Raw genomic sequence first — 20686 nt, forward strand, 5'->3', positions numbered from 1 at the left:
AAATTGCGAAAAAAATTATATTTATCCTATCATATTGTTAGAAAGAAGTTTTATAATAAAGTTTATAAATCTGAAATATCTAATATAAATAAGGTGAAATTTTGAGCCAAGAGGAGCAAATAGAGAAGGCTGTCCAAGAAGCTTTTCCCATGTCTGATTCAATAGATTGGAATGAGGTATACCAGAGGATAATTTATAGGTATAGTACACCTCACGGTTTACAGCATGTTAAAGAGGAGATGTATAAACTAGAAGACAAGGGAGAGATCATAATTCATCATGTAAAACCTTACAATAACCCAGTTGATGCTCAGACTCTAAATGGATTTCCTAAGAAAATACCCACAACTAAATTGTGGCATCATAAGAGTTGCGGGCAATGTGGGCATATTCCCGGCTATCCCACCTCAGTCTTTTGGATGATGAATAAATTAGAGATAGATTACTTAGATGAACCACATCAAACCTCATGTACTGGATGGAATTATCACGCTTCTGGAGCATCGAATCCAGTAGCCTTAGCTGGAGTATATGTAAGGAATATGTGGAGAGCGTACGAAACTGGATACTTCCCGTTAATACATTGTGGAACTTCATTTGGTCATTATAAAGAAGTAAGAAACATGATAATTCTACATAAGGAAATAAGGGACAAGTTAAGGCCAATAATGAGAAAGTTAGATATGGATATCGTTATACCGGAGGAAGTTGTTCATTACTCTGAATGGTTATATGTAATGAGTAAGAAGGCTGCGCAACAAAAGAAGTACAATTTAGATAATATAAAAGCCGCAGTACATACTCCATGCCATGTTTATAAGTTGGTTCCAGAAGATACCATTTATGATCCTGAAGTTTATCAAGGAAGAAGACCTGCTGCACCTTCTGGAACTGTACAAAACTTCGGCGCTAAGCTAGTTGACTATTCTACATGGTGGGATTGTTGTGGATTTGGTTTCAGACATATTTTGACTGAAAGAGAATTCAGTAGAAGTTTTGCACTATTTAAGAAGGTTATACCAGCGGTAGAGGAAGGGAATGCTGACGTTTTTGTCACTTCAGACACTGGATGTGTTACTACATTGGATAAAAGCCAGTGGGCTGGAAAGGCTCATGGCTTCAATTATAACTTACCAGTACTGGCTGATGCACAGTTTGCAGCTTTAGCGATGGGAGCAGATCCATATATAATTGCGCAAATTCATTGGCATGCAACTGATGTAGAGGGTTTCTTAAGGAAGATAGGCGTGCCAGTAGATGACTATAAGGAAAAGTTCGTTCAGTATCTGCAAGATTTAAGGGAAGGTAAAGCAGAGCCTCAATATTTATATCCAAAGCATAGGAAGATTGACTTCTATCTATCACTTCCAGATAGAGTAAAATGGTATAAGAAGGATACGCCAAAGTAAAAAGAGTAAAAGCAAACTTTTTTAAATTTAATTTACTTAATAAAAGGTGGTGATTAAGTGGCAGATAAATCTGTTATGGTTATAGGAGCCGGACCTGCAGGTCTTTCTGCAAGTAAGGAGTTAGCTAACTTGGGAGTTAACGTTATTCTCGTAGAAAGAGAAGCCTTTCTAGGTGGAACTCCAAAAAAACTTAAGTATAGTTTATTATTCCCAGAGTTAAGACCAGCTTCCGAGGTATTAGATCCATTAATTAAATCTGTTCAAGAGAACGGCAACGTAAGGATTCATACTGAAAGTATAGTGGACTCTGTAAAGTCAACATCTGATGGTTTCGAGGTAGGTATAAAAGATAAGAAGGGACAGATAAAAGTAGAAAAAGTTAACGCGATAATTGCAGCTTCTGGTTTTGAACATTTCGATTCAAGAAGAAAATATGAATATGGTTATGGGATAATTCCTAATATCTATCAAATATCTGATATAGAAGGAATGCTTCACGATAATAAGCTAGTAACTACTAAAGGTACCCCTCCAAAAAGAGTTGCTATATTATTATGTGTGGGTTCTAGAGATGCAACAGTAGGAAATACGTACTGTTCTAGGGTATGTTGTGCCATTTCAATAAAGCAAGCTATGGAAATTAAGCAAAGGATTCCAGATGCTATAGTGCATATCTACTACATGGATATAAGAACATATGGATTAATGGAAGATAAATTGTATTGGAAAGCACAATTAGATTATAGGATAGGATTCATCAGAGGGAGAATTTCGGAATTCATGAGAGGTCCAAATGATACTGTGATAATAAAAGGAGAAGATACAATGAATTTGAATAGGGCATTAGCAGTACCCTATGATATGGTTATACTAGCTAATGGCATGGAATTAGGATTAGGTTCTAAACAAGTGGCTAAGGTATTAGGATTAGAGCTTGAAGAACATGGTTTCGTTAAGCCACTAGATCCAGATAGATTGCCCGTTCAATCAACCAAAAAGGGAATATTCTTAGCAGGAGCAATTACTGGACCTAAAACAATATCCGATTCCATAACTGAAGGGTATGCTGCTGCCATGAAAGCTTATGAATATGTCACGCATGGGATATGGGAAGAATCTGATTTTGGAAGGAAAACTGAAGAAATGAAGGTGGTACATCATTAACACTTTTTTAAATATAGATTATGTGAGAGATATCTTTAATGCAATGTTAGCTAAGGATGTGAATAACACAGTTAGGGGTAACCCTAAAGAATCCTTATCCGTGATAGTTAAAGCAATGCAAATGAAGAGCAATTTTTTAAGCTCTTTAGAAATAAACTCAACTGAAGACGCTAAAAAATTATTTGATGTAATATTCTACGCTAAGAAGCACTACAGCGAAGTCATGTCAAATAATGGTCTTGATAAGGTGAAGTTAGCATTTCAGTCCCTTAAGAACAGTAATCTCTCTTATAACGATAGAGTAAAAATGTTCTCATCTCTTAAAGTAAGTGAACCAGAAGACATTGAAGACATGGCTAAAGAAATAATTCATTTTTTAGAACCTGAAAAATATCCATTATGGACTAGATGGATATGGAATCCGGTAAAGAACACTGGCTCTATAACTTATATTTTAAAGGATAATACAAGTCTCAAGAGTGAAAACGAATTCTTTGAAGCAGTTTCAGAATTAAAAAACGTTCTTTCAATTTTTGGGTTAGATTCGCCTACCTACTATTATACTTCAATTTTTTTGGTGTATTCATATGTTAGATATGTCGATTACGCAACTTTACTAGCTGTGGATAGAAAGGGAGGTGGACTTTATCCATCTCACCTTTCTACCACAGCTATGGTTTTGGGTTTAAAACCCTTCCTCAAGGTGATCCAACTTGCCAATTCCTGAAATAGAAAAACCCATAATTAAAGGTCTTATTCAAAAAGATAAAGTAATAGTAGACGGTGTAGAGTTAGATGGAACTTGGAATGCGTTCATGATAGAGCGAACGCAGACAGGTTACGATCCTACAGTATGGGATGAAATAGCTAATACTTTAGAAGGAGTTACAATAAGTGCATGTTGGCAATGCGGAACCTGTACATCTGGATGTACAATGAGGGAGTATGATCCAAACTATAGTCCAAGAAGGTTCATAGATTTGGCCAGAAAAGGCGATAAACAAGCTCTTATTGAACTTCAAGATTCGCTTTGGAGATGTGTATCTTGTCAAAAGTGCACTCACAGATGTCCTAAAGGCGTTCTAGTAGAGGAGGTTGTACATTCTATTCACCATTATTTACTGAAACATGGATTAGTTAAGAAAGATCCTGGTACAATTTTTGACGAGTTATTCCTACAAACCGTAATCAAAAACGGTGGAAGGATCTCAGAATTAGCATTAGGTGCGGCTGCGGCAAAAGCTGGTATGGTCACTCTAAGTCTAAAGGACTTAATTAACATGAGTGCGGCTATATTAAAAGGTGGTCTAATAAAAGACTTATTAAAACCAAATAAGGTAAAAGATTGGGATAGAATACAAAAAGTATTAGAGGAAGCTATGAAGGAGGAGGTAGTTCCAGAATGACTTTGCCTACACCTTATGGTAAAGTAGCTTTCTATCCTGGTTGTGCACTTGATGGATTAGGTAAAGCTTATGACGTTTCATTAAAGTTAGTGGCACAAGATCTGGGAATTCCTTTAGAGAGGATTGAGGATTATAATTGTTGTGGTGCGTTAGAGGTAAAGAATGTAAATACGATGGCTGGAATACTATTACCTGCAAGGAATTTAGCATTAGCAAGAGAAATGGGAGCGGATGCTGTAGTTTCCGCTTGTCCAGGCTGTCACTATTCCTTATCTAGAACCCAATATTATCTAACTAAATACCCCAAATTAAGAGAAAAGACTAATATGTACTTAGAAAAAATGGGTACTAAGAATTACGATCTTAAATTAATGCTTGTTCATGCAGTGGAATATGTTTATAATACAGTAGGAATTGAGGCGATAAAAGCTAAGGTCAAGAGACCGTTAACAGGATTAAAAGTAGCTCCATATTATGGTTGCCTATATGTGAGACCAAAATCGTACACATTAGCAGGATATATGAAAATAAGGGATGATCCAGAACGGCCATTCTTCATGGACGAGATACTGAAAGCATTAGGTGCGGAGGTAGTACCATTTGAAGCTAAAACTATGTGTTGTGGTGGTCCACACGTTTACTCAGACGCTGAAGTTGCAATACATCTGGAGGCAAGAATACTAAAGGAGGCTAAGAGGAATGGAGCTGAAATATTAGTAACCGATTGTCCATTGGGTCATGTGGCTATTGAGACTAACATGGAGAAGATAGCTCAGAAATATGGAGAAGATCTTAGAATGCCATTAGCGTACTTCTCACAATTGGTAGCGTTTGCATTCGGTCATAGCCCAGAAGAGGCATTACTCACAGCAAATATTACTAACCCAATGTCTATACTCAAAAGATATTTGTAGTCTTTTTCCAATTTAGATATTAATGTACTTTTTCATAGACTTTAATACTCATTATGGTATAAGGTTGTATAATTATTTAAGAGAACCTAAACTAAAGGAAGATGATATAATAATAGGAAAGATCGTTCTTAACCCAATTTACAAATATTCTTGTGATTGTTGCGTAGATGGTTTTTATCAACAGTATCTTTGGAGAAAGTCATATACGTTACAACTTGGAATATACAATCCTAGGTGCAGAGTTCCGCCACAAGTAGAACTTATTAGACAAGTTGAAAAGGGTATAATTGGTGTAGTTTTACATCCTAAGCATCATAATTTTTCTTTATTGCATCCTTCACTTAGTTTTGTTTATAAATTAATAGAAAAAAGAAATCTACTACTAGTTATATATGAACCCAATTTTGAAGAGCTAATTGAGCTATTAAGTAAATATACTTTTAACGTTGTACTGATTAATACTAAATACGTTATTAACGATGATAGAGTCTATTATGTAGTAAATCATAATTCTACAAATATCGATCCAGTAAGAAGTATCTATGGTAGTGATTCGCCATATAATTCCCTTGATTTAATTGAAAGTGCGAGACTATTTATTCAGAATTACGGATATGACGAGAGAGTAACATACAAGAATTTCGTTAGACTAATAAATGAGATCAGCGTTTAAGGTTTATACCATTGTTTTGAAAATCTTATTATTGGAATGTGTGAGTTCAAAGTAATTAAATCGGAAAGACCTATAAATAGTTCGGGCAAGGCCATTTTAGTTGACTATTATGATTTCGTAAAAATAAGCAACGATAGAATAATGAATGTATTAGCTAAAGATTCAAGAGAAGGATATAGTAAAAGTTATTATTACTATATTAGGGATTATTTAAATAAATTGAGAATACTAAAGGAGAACATGATTAACGTGAAAGCCGTTTTTCCATTCGAAAACTCTAAAAACGCAATAAATTTTAGAAGAGGAATTATCTATGTAACTAATGATAAGCAAATAATTTATATGAACTTACACTCAAATATCTATACTAATTGTGAGAACTGTGTTGCAAAACCTTTCTGTACTTATTACTTATCAAAAATAATAAGTGAAAACAGGTTAAAAGTTAGCGTAACTAAAAGCAATCCAGCTGAGGGTTGGGAGAAGGCAATATCTTCTTTACAATCTAAATATGTGAAGGCAAAAGTAATTGAACTAACATGAGATTTTTATTACACTTTCCTACGTTTGCTAATCTCATATGTTCTGAAGGGTTATTAAATATCATGAACTATTTGGATTGCAAATAGATAGAGGGAAAAACTCTTTTCTACAGCGCATACATATTAATGTTATAGATGATGAACCCAGCTCACTCGATTAGATGAAGATGGGTACGAACGCTGAACGACAAATCTAAAAATTGAGTAAAAGGTGTCTCTTTCTAAACTAGATCTTTTTATAGGAAGTCAATGGACTATTTTCTTATGATTAAACTTAGTACTAACGTAAAGGATATCAGTGACATTATTGACGCGAATACATACGCATAAGTGTAACTTATCTGATATAATAAGCCCATGATTACATTGCCGAGGAATATCCCTATACTTCTCCCCGCCGACAAATAGCCCATACTCTCTCCGTAGCTTTCTGATTTCACTACTTTAGATATTATTGTTGGTTCGAAAGTTTCTGTGGAAGCTACGCCAATTCCCATAAGGAAAGACAATGGATATAATGAGGCTAAGCCTATTCCGGACAAAAATGCGAAACCCAGTGAGGAAATAGCGCCTATAAGATATCCTAAAAATGCTAAACTAGTTAGTTCACCTAAGTTAACTTTTCCAAATAGATATCCAAATAATGATGAGGCACCTAGGAAAACACCATAGGCAAGTATCCCTAAATAGTCTTTACCAGTAATTTCTGCAGTTGTAAGTATAGGGAATCCAAAACTGTATTGGCTAAATCCAAAGAACATTGTGGAGAAAATTATAGTCCAAAACACCTTTTTATTGCTGATCGATTGTATGTTCTTCTTATTATCATTTCTCTTACCCGCTTTTACTCTACTTAAAAACAACGTAGATATAACGAGAGGAATTGATGTGAATAAAAGAATGGTAAATATTGGGACGTGAAGATATAAGAGAATTGTAAGATAGACTATAGCTAGCAACGCACCTGCGATATCTAATGAATGTAGGATTCCGAACGCTTCTGATCTTTCCTGAGGTGAAGTTACCTCTGCTAACATTGCTCTTCTAGGAGGAGATCTAAAATTCCTAAACCACCATCCTATCATGAAAAATAATAACGCTTGAATGTAGTCTCTTGAGAGACCCATAAGTGATACAAATAAGATTAAAGAATTTCCAATTATAGCTATCTTTTTTCTCCCAAATCTATCGCCCAATATGCCTCCAAGATAAGCCATACCAGTCCCAAGACCATAATTTAACGCCTCTGCTAAACCATACAAAGGTATGGGTGCTTTAAATATTATCACAAACACAATTGGAAATGAAGCTACTACTGCCTGATACCCTAAATCAGCGAAGAATGCCGAAAATGAGATCTTAAGAACCTCATTTCTATTTTTTATCATACAAAAAGAGAAAGAGAAAAACTATTAAAAAACTTTTATCTTCTTCTCATAACTAATGCCATAATAGCTAAAATGATTGCAATAATTCCAATACTGAGCGATATTATCTGGTAATCAAATAAGGAAGTCTTTAGCGATGTCAAGCTTGTACTTACGTTACTTAGTTGATTAGATATGGTTGTTATTTTTGAGTTTACGTTAGTGTTCAAGTTAACTAAGTTATTTTCGAAATATAAATATGTACTATTACTAGCACTTAAGCCATCGTTTTGTATTGCAGAAACAGTCAAGTTGTATCCTCCATCTGGATACTTCGAAGTATCTATAGTGATTACGTGCGTTCCATTATTAGCAAATGTTGCGATTAAATTTCCATCTAAGTATGCGTTAACTTCAGCAATATCTTCACCTATCACGTTAACTGTAATGTTAACTGTTCCAGTCAGATTACGTGATGGCGAGGATATAAATATGGTTGGTGGCATTGGATATATGTTTTTTATAGGTGTGTTTGTAGGTATAAGTTTTGAGTTAATTACCTTTATTCCATTAATGCTTCCTCCTATTGTATATAGTGTTGAATTGTAGAGAGTAATATTTTCTGCAGATGACTGAATAAGAAATACTGTGGAATTATAGATCGTTACTCCGGATACGTTTCCGTCTATAATTTTCACGTTGCTATTGATTACCGTAACGTTATTAAATATATCATCTAACAGATTACCATTGCTATTGATTATTCTCACATTAACTAAGTTAGCATAATAAGGTAAGCTCTCACTTAGAGTTTGGTCCTCGATTAAGGTATAAGGTAATACGTTAATTGAGTAAGCACCGCTATTGCTGGTACTTGTTGGACTTCCGAATGCTGAAATACCAGTAATTAGTACTTTGAAAGGCGTTCCATAATATCCATTACCAGCTAGGTAAGTTAAGTTGCCAACGCTTAAAACAGAAGGTAACGTAAAATTACCCTCCCATAATCCAATCACGGGATTATACCATAATGGTATCTGAACGCTTTGAATTTGCGGAGATGTGTATTCGAAAGACAAGCTTTCTGGGTATACTGTAGCACTAAACATTCCAAAAGTAATTTCCTTACTACCATTAGTTATATTAGCGTAAACGATAACGTTTTGTCCTTCAAAAGCGTATTTTATAGATTTTATTATAACGTTAAGTTGATTTGATACGTAAATCTGACCGTAATAAAATCCTTGTATAGTAGTATTTAATGAGTTAGAGTAATAGTTAGCAAAAAGCAACACATCATAAAGACCACTCGTTACATTCTTAGGTACATATAAATAACCATAATAAACTCCACTTTCATTTAATGGTATATTAGTCTTACTTACTATCATTCCGCTTTCACTTACTAGTTCAGCTGTGATATTGCTACCGTAGAGTACATTTTGAAAAGTACTTACTGGTAAATTAACTGGAGGTATAATATTTCCTGTGATTATTATATACTGCCCTGGGGCAACACTACCCGGTTCAGCTAAAACTTGTGGAAGTATAAACAGTGATTGCATGTATATTCCATTTGTGAACGCATCGAATCCATAAGCGTTAGTAGCCTCAATTAACAAGTCACCTGCGCTTAGGTTAGATGGTAAATCAATTATACCCACTCCATTCTTTATAGACAAGTTCAATACGTCAATGAGAGTGTACTCGTTATTAGTAATATTGTAAGAAAATATGTCAAGTGTAATATTAGTTATACCAACTGGCGCTTGGAAAAATGAATTAGATAAACTGATTCCTAATTCCGCATTTCCTAGCTTTGTGTATACTGGGGTGAACGGCATAGTGTAACTGAATGTTATATAGTACCCTGAAAATATCTCATAATATCCAATCCCTTCTATTCCTTTGGTTGTATTGCCCATTACGTAAATGAATAGAATTCCGCTAGCATCCTTGGGTAATATTGTATACCCAACCCACAATTTGCTAAGTGGATTATAAGTCATATTGAAAGTAGTTATATTTCCCAGGTAATTCTCCACTACACCTTTAAATGAACCGTATTGAACCGTGGTTCCGTTGGGATAGGTGATGTTTGCAGTAACTAAAATCCGCTGTCCTGGGTATAATTGTTGTGGTGGTACGGAAGGTATAGATGTATTATACACGCTTACTACTACACTTAATTCTTTACTAGTTAAGTTAGTTGGTAATAGTTTAGCAAAATATCCTACATTAATTGTACCATAACCAGTTACCAAATTATAACCATAGCTGGCTGTCCAAGGAATATTATAACCAAATGTTATTGGCTGTATTGCTTTGCCATAATAGTTTTCTGCCATATAGCTAAGAACTGGGTTAAGTAAACCTATCCTCTCATGGGTATAACTCTCAATTGTAGCTAAAAGTCCAGCGATCAATGGAGAAGCCTCACTGGTTCCACCAGTTATTCCAGTTTGATTGTTCGGAAAGATTACGTATATTCCGGGATATACATTAGCATTAGCTGAAATTTCTGGAATTAACTTACCATTTGGATAAGTGCTTGGAGTTTTTAATCCCCATTGATACCAAGGTTTAGGCTCAACTATACTCACACCACCAGTAGATCCACCGTAATTTACATTATTTGGTACAAAACCGTAATTTGACCAAGCTGTCTGATAATATGACCCATTAGGAAATTGTATGTATGTAGTTGTTCCTCCAACAGCTGTTACAAAGGGTGATGATGAAGGATATCCAACAGTACCAAGGGGACCGTTACTGTAACCAGAACCTCCCGTATCACCTGAACTAGCTAGAAATGTTATTCCTTCTGCTGATCCTAACGCGTAGTATTCGTCACTCAATACAATGCATGAATAAAATGAAGCTCCATTAAATATTGAAGAGAAAAGAGATTCCGGTATGCTAAAGCTCTGCGATAATACGTTAACGTTATCTTGATTCACAATATAGGCGATTACTGCAGATAATGGAATATCTGGATTTGCAATATAAAGTATCATATTTGCCTTCGGCGCCATAGCATGTGCAACTTCAACATCTAAGCTAATTTCACCAGCCCAACCAGTAAGAATACCTAAGTTGGGATTATAGGGTCCTATAGGAATTATCGTGAAGTTAGGAGGATTAGGTAAGCCAGTAATCTTATCGAAATAAGCCAATTGTTGTATTATGTAAGGATCTCCGTAAAAGTCCAATATTCCTATTGTAGTATTTTCTCCCTGCGTAGGTATTGCAGTTACGTTGTAAACATTCCTCAATGCAGTAGGCCAATATGCCTCGATAGGAGAAGTCATGTTTACTTCTTGTTCGAGATTTCTTATCGTGTTCTCTGTAATTAATGTAGATGGATGAGCTAGGAATAATGCTGATATATTGCTAGAATATACGTAAGCGTTTATCTTAGGATATCCATAATTAGTATAATATGTAACTGTACCATTGGAATATACTGCAAAATTAGTTCCGAAATACGTCTCAACTTGCTCGACTGTTCCCTTTACGACTATAACAGAATCCAAAGCAGTAAACAGTATTTGAAATCCATTATTTTTCACGTAGTCTAAAATTTCATTATACTGAGCAATAGGTAAAAATAACTCTCTAACTTGATCCTCGCTTAGGAACTTATGGTACAATGGGGAATTAGGGTTCGAGACTGCATTTGCATAATAATATAATAATCCTAAATTTTTAAGGGGTATAAAGATTGTAACTATTACCTCTTGATTAGTATTTAACGTACCTATTTTCGAGAATCCCTTTATTACTAATGGCTGCTCGTAAATATTTGTCATTGATATTGAAAATAAAGGGATTATTGAAAGTAAAAGTATTGAGAGCAAAAATAGATACTTTATCATGTATAACGGTAGATTTTTAATACTTAAATTTTTTTCGTTAGTACACTGATTAATGTACTGGTGTCTTTTGATTATTTTACTAATAAGAAACTGATGAATAGAGCTATCCCAAATGGTCTAGCTCTATCTGGTATTATTGATTAGAGTATTACTTAACGAATAGTTGATAATTAAAGAAAAAATTATTGGACTTTTCTCATTTGCTTAGTAAATAAAAGCGGTAGTAATGCTATCACACCTATTAAACTACATGTTAAAGTATATATTTCAGATATCTGGAGACCTATAGTATATAATATTGCAAACACTACACTACCTAGAGCTCCACCTAACGCCTTACCAGTGTATAGTATTCCACTGTTCACAGTCGAAAATCTAGTTCCAAATATTTCAGTTGACACGTTAAAATACAAGGTTATCATGGAACCTCCTGCAAGACCTATGAGTATAGTAGAAACTGGAATCTGACCTATTATTATCATTACACTGCCAATTGTCAGTATTATGTTTAATAGCAATACAGTTCTCAAGATTCCCAATCTATCAGCTACATAACCGAAAAATGGCCTTAGTCCCCCGCTTAGCAATGGCAATATTGAAATGAGAGTTATCAATTCTTGTTGTGGTAAATTCTTACCCAATACTGGCAATTCAGAAGACATAACTGTTAATGGTACTATAGCAGTTACGAAAGATACATAAATAAGCCAGAATTTTACGCTTAAAATTGCTTGTTTAGGTGTTTGGCCAGTTAATTTAGGTGGATAATCCGATAGGTATAACAATATTGGGAGTAGTATTATCTCAACTAGTCCTATTGTTAATGTTACTATTCTGTAATTGTTTGCCATTGCTATGAATGGGTTTGCTATTGCAGAACCTAGACCAAATCCCATGGAAACTATTCCAGTGGCAAAAGCCATTCTGTCCCTAAACCACTTCATGGCTAGATTAGCTGCTATCCCATAAAGTATTCCCTCACCTATACTACCTACTGACCAACTTACATAGAACACATAAACGTTAGGAGAAAGATATGTTCCTAAAAATCCAATTGCTGATAGAATCGCTGAGATGATACCTATCTTTTTTGGTCCGTCTTTATCGGCAAAATGTCCTCCTACAGGCTGAAATCCGGAAGAGAATATGCTAAATAGTGTGAAACCTAAAGCTATTTCAACTAAACTAACGTTAAAACCATTTTTCAAAAGTGGTTCTAGTGCATTCCATGAGTATTGATATAAGGAATTGAAACACATTACGATGAAGCCAATAATAAGATACTTGTTCTTGTTCATAAAGACAAATGCCTAAATTTGGTTTAAAAAAGTTAGCGTTATTGTCTTTTTATGACATATCTATTTAAGATAACGAAAACGAAACCGAAAACAACTGTTCCTAAGCTCCATAATAAAGAGGTTGGGCTACCTATAAATGCATTATATAGAGCTTGAGATACATAAGTTGTTGGCTCTATAAATGTGAGATATCGATATGGTAACGGTATAAATGTTACTGGAAAATATACTGGGGCGAAGAAGGAGAGAACGAAACCAATTATTGTTGAGTACTGATTAACTGCATATATATTTCTAATTCCTAAACCCAGTGTCATTCCAAGCATTGATGCCATAAATAATGAAGATATTAATCCGAGGATTAGATAGGGGATAGATCTTATTTCTACATGCAGAAAATAACTTCCAAGAATTAAAATTATTGGAACCATTACTAGAGTGGCAATTCCGTTACTTAGAGCTATACTTATCGCGTAAAGCTCTCTAGGTATACCAGTAGCTATCATTAGAGAAAATCTTCCAGCATTTCTTTCAAAGGCAAGTGATTGTGCGACTGAGGTTAGAACACCTACGGAAATGTAGAAGGTTATAGTGCCAGCGACGACATAAGGTGTTAGAGAGTGTATGGAAATATATCCAAATACCAACATAAACCCTATTGGAAATAATATAGAGAAGAATAGGAATACTGGTAAATACGCTTTTATCATTTTGAACTGCATTATAATTAAATTAATGAATTCACTCAGCATTCTTCATCACTTGGAGATAAATTTCTTCTAGGCTTGGCATTCTCACTTCGAATTTGCCATTTATGGACATTATAAGTTTTTTAAGTTCCTCTTCTCCCTTGACCTTATAAACCTTGCCACTAGCGTAATCTGTAACTTCATACCAATCTGCGAACTTTTCCTTAATTTGCGTAGGTGTACCCTCTACAATTATTTTTCTGCTTAGGAAATATATTCTATCAGCTAGTCGTTCAGCCTCCTCAAGATAATGTGTAGTAAGTAACATACTCTGCCCCTCTCTTTTCATATTAAGTAAAATCTCCCATACTTCTCTTCTAGCTTCAGGATCTAAACCTGTTGTAGGCTCATCTAAAATCAGCAGTTTAGGATTATTTATTAAGGCCATTGCTATCAACGTTCTCCTCTTTAGCCCACCTGACAGATCTCTAGCTAAGGTATTTCTCTTATCTTTCAAATCTAATTTTTCCAATAAGATTTCTCCTCTATTTTTTATCTCATCTTTTGGTACGCCCTTTAATCTGCCCATATAATATATGTTATCCCATACTGTTAGATCTCCATACGGTTCACATTCTTGTGGTATAACCCCTAGTAGCTTCTTAATGTGTCTATCATTAGGTCTTTTTCCAAGAACTCTTATTTCTCCTCTTGTTGGCGTCAGTTCACCGTATATTTGCTTTACTAAAGTAGTTTTACCAGCACCATTAGGACCTAATAGAGCTATTATTTCGCCTTCTTTTACAAACATCGTAATATCTTCATTTGCTATTAACTTTCCATAAGCTTTCCATACTCTATTCACTTCAATAACGTTCATAAATCTTCTTAGTATTATGTCCTTTTAAATTCTTTGTAAATTAGAATTTATAAAACATTACAGTAAAACATAGATTATATTAAACCCTTATAAATCTCATTGTCTAAATAATTGCCTATGGGAAAAATAAGGATAGACCTACCCCAAGATGAGATACCAACAAATTGGTATAATATTTTGCCAGATCTTCCGGAAGAACTTCCACCACCGATAGATTCAACTGGAAAATCATTGGAATTGTTGAAAATCGTTTTACCGAGTAAGGTGTTAGAGCTCGAATTCACAAAGGAGAGATACGTTAAGATACCAGAAGAGATTTTAGAAAGATACCTACAAGTCGGGAGGCCAACTCCCATAATCAGAGCTAAAAGATTAGAGGAGTATTTAGGAAATAATATTAAAATATATTTAAAAATGGAGAGTTATACATATACTGGTTCTCATAAGATTAATAGTGCATTAGCGCATGTTTATTATGCTAAGCTAGACAATGTAAACTTCGTTACTACAGAAACTGGAGCGGGTCAATGGGGTTCAGCAGTTGCCTTAGCTTCCGCATTATTTAAGATGAAAGCTCATGTTTTCATGGTAAGAACTAGTTATTATGCAAAACCCTATAGAAAATATATGATGCAGATGTATGGTGCTGAAGTACATCCCTCACCGTCAGACCTTACTGATTTTGGAAGAGAACTGTTAGCTAAAGATCCTAATCATCCTGGCTCCTTAGGTATAGCGATAAGTGAAGCAGTAAAATACGCTTATGAACATGGTGGTAAATACGTAGTAGGAAGTGTGGTAAACTCAGATATAATGTTTAAGACTATTGCAGGAATGGAAGCGATGAAGCAAATGGAATCTATAGGTGAAGATCCAGATTACATTATAGGCGTAGTGGGCGGAGGATCAAACTACGCTGCATTAGCATACCCCTTCTTAGGTGAGGAATTAAGAAGAGGTAAAGTAAGGAGAAAATATATTGCTAGTGGTTCGTCAGAAATTCCTAAAATGACAAAAGGTGTTTATAAATATGATTATCCAGATACTGCAAAATTATTGCCAATGCTAAAGATGTACACAATAGGATCGGATTTTGTGCCACCTCCAGTATATGCAGGTGGATTAAGATATCATGCAGTAGCTCCAACACTCAGTTTACTAATGTCTAAGGGTATAGTAGAGGCTAGAGATTATTCGCAAGAGGAATCATTTAGATGGGCTAAGCTGTTTTCAGAATTAGAAGGATATATACCAGCTCCAGAGACCTCTCATGCCCTACCTATATTGGCTGAAATTGCGGAAGAGGCTAAGAAGTCTGGAGAGAAGAAGACCGTGCTAGTAAGTTTCTCTGGACATGGCTTACTAGATTTAGGAAACTACGCTTCAGTATTATTTAAAGAATAGTAATTCCCTTTTTTATCTTGTGAAAAAAGCTTTACTAATAGTAGTAGGAAGTTTACTACTAACTATCTCCCAATGGTATGCATTCTTTTTGGTTTCACAGCTTTCATTTATTATATTAAGTGAGCTTATTGGGTCGATAGTTTTCATGACTGGTTTTATAACTAGGGCTATGGGGAGTGTATTTTTTGGTCATATAGGAGATAGGATAAACAGAAAAACTGCTCTCATTCTAACGGGCATCATCCTAATTATCTCATCTATTCTCCTTACATTTTTTCCAAATACGGTGTCATTATTAGTTTCAAGGTTATTGCAGGGATTTAGTTTAGGTGGAGAATGGGGAGGAGCTAGTACAATTATTGTTGAAATGTATTCTAGCTATAAATTTAGGGGGTTTATTGCGAGTTTCATTCAGTTAGCAGTTCCAATTGCGGTGATCTTATCGTCGTCTACAATTATTCTAATTCCAATTGATAAATGGAATTACTCCTTTATTATCATTATAATATTATCTATGATTTCTCTTATTCTAGTTAAGGACATGGATTCTGAGCTGGTAGTACCATCAAGAAGTAAATTACCTCTCTTAGAGGCAATAAGAGATGACTGGAAAAATATCTTAAAGGCAATAGGAATAAAGGTTACAGAAAGTGCTATTTTTTACATATTCACGTCATTCATTTTTGCAGAATCTAGCCTAACTAGGAGTATAGCATCAATAGTTTTACTATCAATATCTCTACAATTGTTCTTTCTACCATTTTTTGGTTATTTAAGTGATATAATAGGAAGAAAAATGGTGGTAGTTGTGGGATTAATAATTGCAGTTTTAGGAATTTTCTCATTTTTCTTCTCAGTTGCTTTAGGGGAAATCTTATTTTCAATTTCAGATTCTGCACTATATGCTCCTCAATCCTCTATATTTACTGAAATATTTGATAAGAAATATAGGGTAACTGCTTCCAATTTATCTTATCAGATTGCAAGTGTGTTGGGAGGTGCTCTTGCACCTCTTCTTATTAGAGAAACCAATTCTCAACTAGTTATAATAGTTTATATATGTATAACTCTTATATGCGTACTTCTAATAAAGGAGACTAAAGGTGCAAGTGTTTAATCTCTTCGTATAATTGCGGTCATGCAATGAATACCCCCAGCTCCCCCAGTTAGGTTTGAAACCTTAACTTCTATCACATCTAGGCCTTCCTTTTCAAATTTTTTATTTGCAGGATTTTTAGGCGAAATTATCTTCCCATCATCAATTGTAAGAAAATTAGTGGCATATTTACTTGCTTCTTTTATATTTACACTAATCAAATTGAAGCCCTTCTCTTTCATTATATAATCATATAATGTAGTTATATTTACTAGTTTATTATCATAATATACTTCAACTTTACTTTCTTTCATTAATTCTTCTACACCAACTACTGAAGCAGAAGATGCTACGTTAAAGAACGTATCTAAATGAAAGAACTCGTTCTTAGTCTCATAAACCACACCAATCTCTTTTCCGTCTAGCAATTGGGACAACTCCTTTACACCATTAATATCACTTCTATTTCCAATTCCAACCAAAACAAAATCTCCCATGGGGTAAAAATCTCCACCTTCCAATTTTCCTGTTTTTATCTCATTATATTCTATACCTAATGCCTCCCAAAATAACTTAATGACCTCTATCTCCTTTTCTCTTTGATGAGTAAACATCTTTCCTATGATAACTCCTTTATGGGTAGTTATCTGTTGATCCCTCATAAAGTACAAATTAGATAAAGGGTCGATAAGTGTCACCTCTAAATGAAGACCCCTTTCTCTCTCCTTATATTTAAGTAAAGGTCTTAAGATTAGCAATTCTACTAGGAACTCTGGATCATCACTTCCGACTTTAACCTTATCCACTACTTTATCTTTAAATTTTTTATCGTATTTTATCTTTTTTATGAGAGTTTGCTTAAGCCTATATATTACTATCCTCTCCTCTTTTAATGTTCTTCTAAGTGTATCATGCTCTTTTCTAGCTTTATTCCATTTGAATTGTCTAGCATAGAGAAATGAAGAAGAATCTAGGAGTCCAAACATTACTTCTAATCCTGGCTTATGCATTGCTATCTCTCTTAGCTTATTCCATTCCGCATTAGCATAAGCTCTCATTAAAATAAGATTAATATCTTAATGTATATAAGCTAATTTTCAAGTGTTATCTACAGTCCTTATTGCGTCATTTAATATCCTCTCTAGTGCATGTTCAGTACCCTGCATAAAATGATTCTTATTCCAATTTTCAGATAGCCTTAGGAGACCACTCATCCTGACTCTCCATTCAGAGATAATTTTTCCTTTAAAAACCTTAACCTTATTATATCCCCTTATTGGTCCATCTAAGTATTCAAAAGTTAGGGATTTCTCGTTCTCGTCAACAGTTATTCTTACTCTACCATTCGAGGGGAATGCGAATCTGATTTTACCTTCATATATATTTTTGCTTACTTCTTTCACGTCTAACTCTCTAACTCCCCTCCAGTACTTTGGGATCGAATTTACATCTCTTACAATTGTCCAAACCACCTCTTCTGGGAGTGTAAAACTCTTCTCTATGGTAAATTCTATCATTAAAAACTCTTTATTTGCCTGGCTTAAAATGATTTTGCAATCGAGAGTTTTCTACGTAGTGTGAAAAGTGATAGTTTATTTGTTTTATTTCCAAAAAATTAGATAGTTAACGAAAAATACTTAAACATAGTATCTAAAAATGTACTATGTATCTGATTGCAACCGATGACGGACTATTTAGGCTTAATGAGAAAGATCGAGAAATAGAGAGACTGACGCAAGGTTACTCGGTTAATGATGCCATATTACCATATATTTGCTCTTCAAGGCAAGGAGTGATAGTAAATGGTGAGACTATAATAAATGAAGGATGTTGGAGATTATGGAGATATATGGGCGCTGTCTACGCTTCAATAGAGGGTCCAAAAATTTATGAGATTAAAGGTGATAAGAGGGAAGTTAATTTAATACTAGATTTAACAAATGAGGCTAAAGAATTAGGCTGGGATTTCCCCTACGGTCCGCCTCACATCACAGATTTCGCCGTATTTAAAGGTCAAATAATAGCTACAGTAGAAGAAGGCAATCTCTTAGTAGGTGATTCAATAAGGAAATTGAGGCCGATAGAGTTCATCGCAGACATGCATAACCTTTTGGTTAAAGGAGATAATTTATTGATTGCTGCTGCTGACGGTTTATATTTGACTAAAGATTTAATTAAATTTGATAAACGAATTAGTGGATATGCTCATGGCATTGAGGATCTAGATGATATCGTTGTAGGGCATATAATGGCATATGAGCCATTGATTATTTCTAAAGATGGAGGAGTAAACTGGGACAAATTACCCATAAGATTGCCTAGACCTACATTCGGTGTGACTGCAATAGCTAAAGTAAATAAGGAAAAAGTAATTTACTCAACGAACTCTATTTATGAGATTGATATCCTAAGGTTAGAATCAAAGAAGATAGTTGAAGAAATACCGTCAACTAGGAGAGTAATAAAGATGTAAACCCTTATATTATGTCTCCTATTTTCTTTTTTTGACATTTAGATTTGTAAGGATTAAACTTTATGGCTGTAGAGGAGTCTATAACACATTAACTATACTAATCGATGAAAATATCTCTCAAACATACCTTACATGCTAAGGATATTATTAATAGTTTGGATAACGTGAAAAATAGCTCCTTATAAGTAAAGAAACCAGATAAAGCGTACCTAGCTTTCCTCTTAATTTGAGCTTATTTAAATATTCGCCTTTAGTCTCCTTATTTTTATATAAAATATAATCTACTACTCTAGAAAAAGGAATTTTGGTTACTTTCTTATTATGTAACCATATATTGTATAGAATTGAATATACGTCTTCAGAATTCTCCTTCGAAAGTAGTGGAATGATTATTGCTTTATACTTATCGAGCTCCCTAAAATTCTCGATATCAGTAAAAATAGTTGGATAGATGAAATTCTTGTTTAATTCTTTAATTACTTCTGATTCGATCTTTAATATACAACTTCCTGCTTTAGAGCTTAATACAGGAGACCGCCAATTATTTTCATTCAAACCTAATACTTCTCTTATTTTTGATAGGTTAAAAGCCATGGCTGAGATTACGCTAATCTGTGAAAAATAAACCTTGCCATAATGTGAGCTTAGTTCTAAAAGATTTAGTACGTCTTTCTCATCTCCATAAGCTAACAGGTCATTAGAGATTAGATTCACATAACCATGAATAGATTGAATTTTCAATTCTTCCTTTATGACACTAATTGGTATTTTCCTATCCTTTCTCATTACTTCTACTTCAGCCATGGCTGATGGCCCCTTTATAGGATAGAATCTATCGCTTTCAGTCCCTTGGATGATCTTAGAAGTACTATTCTCATTTAAAACCTTAGGTAATGTAATTTCAGCCTCACCAATTATTACGTGGTCAATCCAATCCTCATTTACGACTTCCCATGCTCCTGGACCACCAGCTAAAACTTTTATATTACATTTCTCTTTGAATCGCTTTACAATTCTAGAAAATTTTCTAAAATAATATGAGTAATTTAGCTCTTCATGAAATATGCTAACTAGTCCCTTAGAAACTTCTGTAAGCCCAAATGGGTCATTAACATAAATCCCAATTAGTTTTTCTTTACATACCAGATTATCGTTTAGTTTCTCAGGCGGTACGATGCGAGATTCTACAATTATTGCTTCTACTTTTCTTAATCCATAAGGGGGATATTTTCTTCCTTTTATAAAACTGGGTAGAAGTCTTAATGGCAAAGGTGGTAATGAGTGAAAAGTAGAATAGTCTGAAGTTAATATCATGTATAAGAGGATAAAAAGGTTATTGTATTTAAACTTTGAGGGGAGGGAGTGATTATAGATTTTTACGTTTACTCGAATAAGGTGAGCTTTACCACTACGCCTTAAAATCGCTTGTTGTTTCATATTCAAGTATTATAAAGGTAATTTCGTTATTTGGTGCGACATTAAAAATATTTATT

The 20686-nt window shown here is 34.4% G+C and carries 18 protein-coding genes; 10 read left to right on the forward strand and 8 right to left on the reverse strand.

What is annotated here, in order from left to right; all coding sequences use genetic code 11:
* Window positions 1-98: 98 nt before the first annotated feature.
* Genes V6M85_RS01400 through V6M85_RS01430 form a run of 7 tightly spaced genes read left to right on the forward strand, consistent with a single transcriptional unit; the run spans window position 99 to window position 6109 of the window.
* Window positions 99-1409 carry a heterodisulfide reductase-related iron-sulfur binding cluster gene (locus V6M85_RS01400; protein WP_338604522.1) on the forward strand — a complete coding sequence of 437 codons (1311 nt, stop codon included), beginning with the start codon at window positions 99-101 and terminating at the stop codon, window positions 1407-1409.
* A 57-nt stretch (window positions 1410-1466) separates the two neighbouring features.
* On the forward strand, window positions 1467-2573 hold the full coding sequence (locus tag V6M85_RS01405; RefSeq protein WP_338602054.1) for a CoB--CoM heterodisulfide reductase iron-sulfur subunit A family protein: 1107 nt from the start codon (window positions 1467-1469) through the stop codon (window positions 2571-2573).
* A gap of 43 nt (window positions 2574-2616) precedes the next feature.
* Window positions 2617-3300 carry a hypothetical protein gene (locus V6M85_RS01410; protein WP_338604525.1) on the forward strand — a complete coding sequence of 228 codons (684 nt, stop codon included), beginning with the start codon at window positions 2617-2619 and terminating at the stop codon, window positions 3298-3300.
* A complete protein-coding gene (locus tag V6M85_RS01415) occupies window positions 3287-3979 on the forward strand; it encodes a 4Fe-4S dicluster domain-containing protein (RefSeq protein WP_338602057.1) in 693 nt (230 codons plus the stop codon). Before V6M85_RS01410 ends, V6M85_RS01415 begins: the two co-directional genes overlap by 14 nt.
* Window positions 3976-4893, forward strand: coding sequence for a CoB--CoM heterodisulfide reductase iron-sulfur subunit B family protein (locus tag V6M85_RS01420; protein WP_338602060.1), 918 nt, complete (start codon window positions 3976-3978; stop codon window positions 4891-4893). Before V6M85_RS01415 ends, V6M85_RS01420 begins: the two co-directional genes overlap by 4 nt.
* Window positions 4894-4915: 22 nt before the next feature.
* Window positions 4916-5566: a hypothetical protein gene (locus tag V6M85_RS01425; protein ID WP_338602062.1), complete on the forward strand. Its 651-nt coding sequence runs from the start codon at window positions 4916-4918 to the stop codon at window positions 5564-5566.
* A 36-nt stretch (window positions 5567-5602) separates the two neighbouring features.
* Window positions 5603-6109, forward strand: coding sequence for a hypothetical protein (locus V6M85_RS01430; RefSeq protein ID WP_338602064.1), 507 nt, complete (start codon window positions 5603-5605; stop codon window positions 6107-6109).
* A gap of 253 nt (window positions 6110-6362) precedes the next feature.
* On the opposite strand, the gene V6M85_RS01435 is transcribed toward V6M85_RS01430, so the two are convergent.
* From V6M85_RS01435 to V6M85_RS01455, 5 genes are all read right to left on the reverse strand, one after another.
* Complete coding sequence (locus V6M85_RS01435) at window positions 6363-7496, reverse strand: MFS transporter (RefSeq protein WP_338602066.1); 1134 nt, start codon at window positions 7494-7496, stop codon at window positions 6363-6365.
* Window positions 7497-7531: 35 nt separating this feature from the next.
* Window positions 7532-11353 (reverse strand): protease pro-enzyme activation domain-containing protein, encoded by a 3822-nt coding sequence (locus V6M85_RS01440; protein ID WP_338602069.1) that lies wholly within the window; start codon window positions 11351-11353, stop codon window positions 7532-7534.
* A gap of 182 nt (window positions 11354-11535) precedes the next feature.
* On the reverse strand, window positions 11536-12651 hold the full coding sequence (locus tag V6M85_RS01445) for an OFA family MFS transporter (protein ID WP_338602071.1): 1116 nt from the start codon (window positions 12649-12651) through the stop codon (window positions 11536-11538).
* A gap of 38 nt (window positions 12652-12689) precedes the next feature.
* Window positions 12690-13403 carry an ABC transporter permease gene (locus V6M85_RS01450; protein WP_338602073.1) on the reverse strand — a complete coding sequence of 238 codons (714 nt, stop codon included), beginning with the start codon at window positions 13401-13403 and terminating at the stop codon, window positions 12690-12692.
* A complete protein-coding gene (locus V6M85_RS01455; protein WP_338602075.1) occupies window positions 13393-14220 on the reverse strand; it encodes an ABC transporter ATP-binding protein in 828 nt (275 codons plus the stop codon). The genes V6M85_RS01450 and V6M85_RS01455 overlap by 11 nt, the downstream gene beginning before the upstream one ends.
* A 117-nt stretch (window positions 14221-14337) precedes the next feature.
* Between V6M85_RS01455 and V6M85_RS01460 the strand changes: the two genes are divergently transcribed.
* Together V6M85_RS01460 and V6M85_RS01465 are read left to right on the forward strand one after the other, a co-directional pair.
* A complete protein-coding gene (locus tag V6M85_RS01460; RefSeq protein ID WP_422398109.1) occupies window positions 14338-15624 on the forward strand; it encodes a TrpB-like pyridoxal phosphate-dependent enzyme in 1287 nt (428 codons plus the stop codon).
* A 19-nt stretch (window positions 15625-15643) separates the two neighbouring features.
* A complete protein-coding gene (locus V6M85_RS01465) occupies window positions 15644-16741 on the forward strand; it encodes an MFS transporter (RefSeq protein WP_338602079.1) in 1098 nt (365 codons plus the stop codon).
* Here V6M85_RS01465 and V6M85_RS01470 read toward each other — a convergent pair.
* Window positions 16738-17778, reverse strand: a complete 1041-nt coding sequence (locus V6M85_RS01470; RefSeq protein WP_338602081.1) for an arginine deiminase family protein — start codon at window positions 17776-17778, stop codon at window positions 16738-16740. The two genes, V6M85_RS01465 and V6M85_RS01470, sit on opposite strands and share 4 nt — an antisense overlap.
* Before the next feature lie 39 nt (window positions 17779-17817).
* Window positions 17818-18237: an SRPBCC family protein gene (locus V6M85_RS01475; RefSeq protein ID WP_338602084.1), complete on the reverse strand. Its 420-nt coding sequence runs from the start codon at window positions 18235-18237 to the stop codon at window positions 17818-17820.
* Window positions 18238-18383: 146 nt separating this feature from the next.
* Here V6M85_RS01475 and V6M85_RS01480 point away from each other — a divergent pair, with 146 nt between their 5' ends.
* Window positions 18384-19193, forward strand: a complete 810-nt coding sequence (locus tag V6M85_RS01480) for a hypothetical protein (RefSeq protein ID WP_338602087.1) — start codon at window positions 18384-18386, stop codon at window positions 19191-19193.
* 147 nt (window positions 19194-19340) lie between these two features.
* Here the strand turns inward: V6M85_RS01480 and V6M85_RS01485 are convergent, their stop codons facing one another.
* Entirely contained in the window at window positions 19341-20507 is a 1167-nt protein-coding gene (locus tag V6M85_RS01485; RefSeq protein ID WP_338602090.1) for a hypothetical protein, read from the reverse strand.
* Window positions 20508-20686: the final 179 nt, after the last annotated feature.

Origin of the sequence: Sulfolobus tengchongensis, from assembly GCF_036967215.1 — an archaeon.
Taxonomy (GTDB): domain Archaea; phylum Thermoproteota; class Thermoprotei_A; order Sulfolobales; family Sulfolobaceae; genus Saccharolobus; species Saccharolobus tengchongensis_A.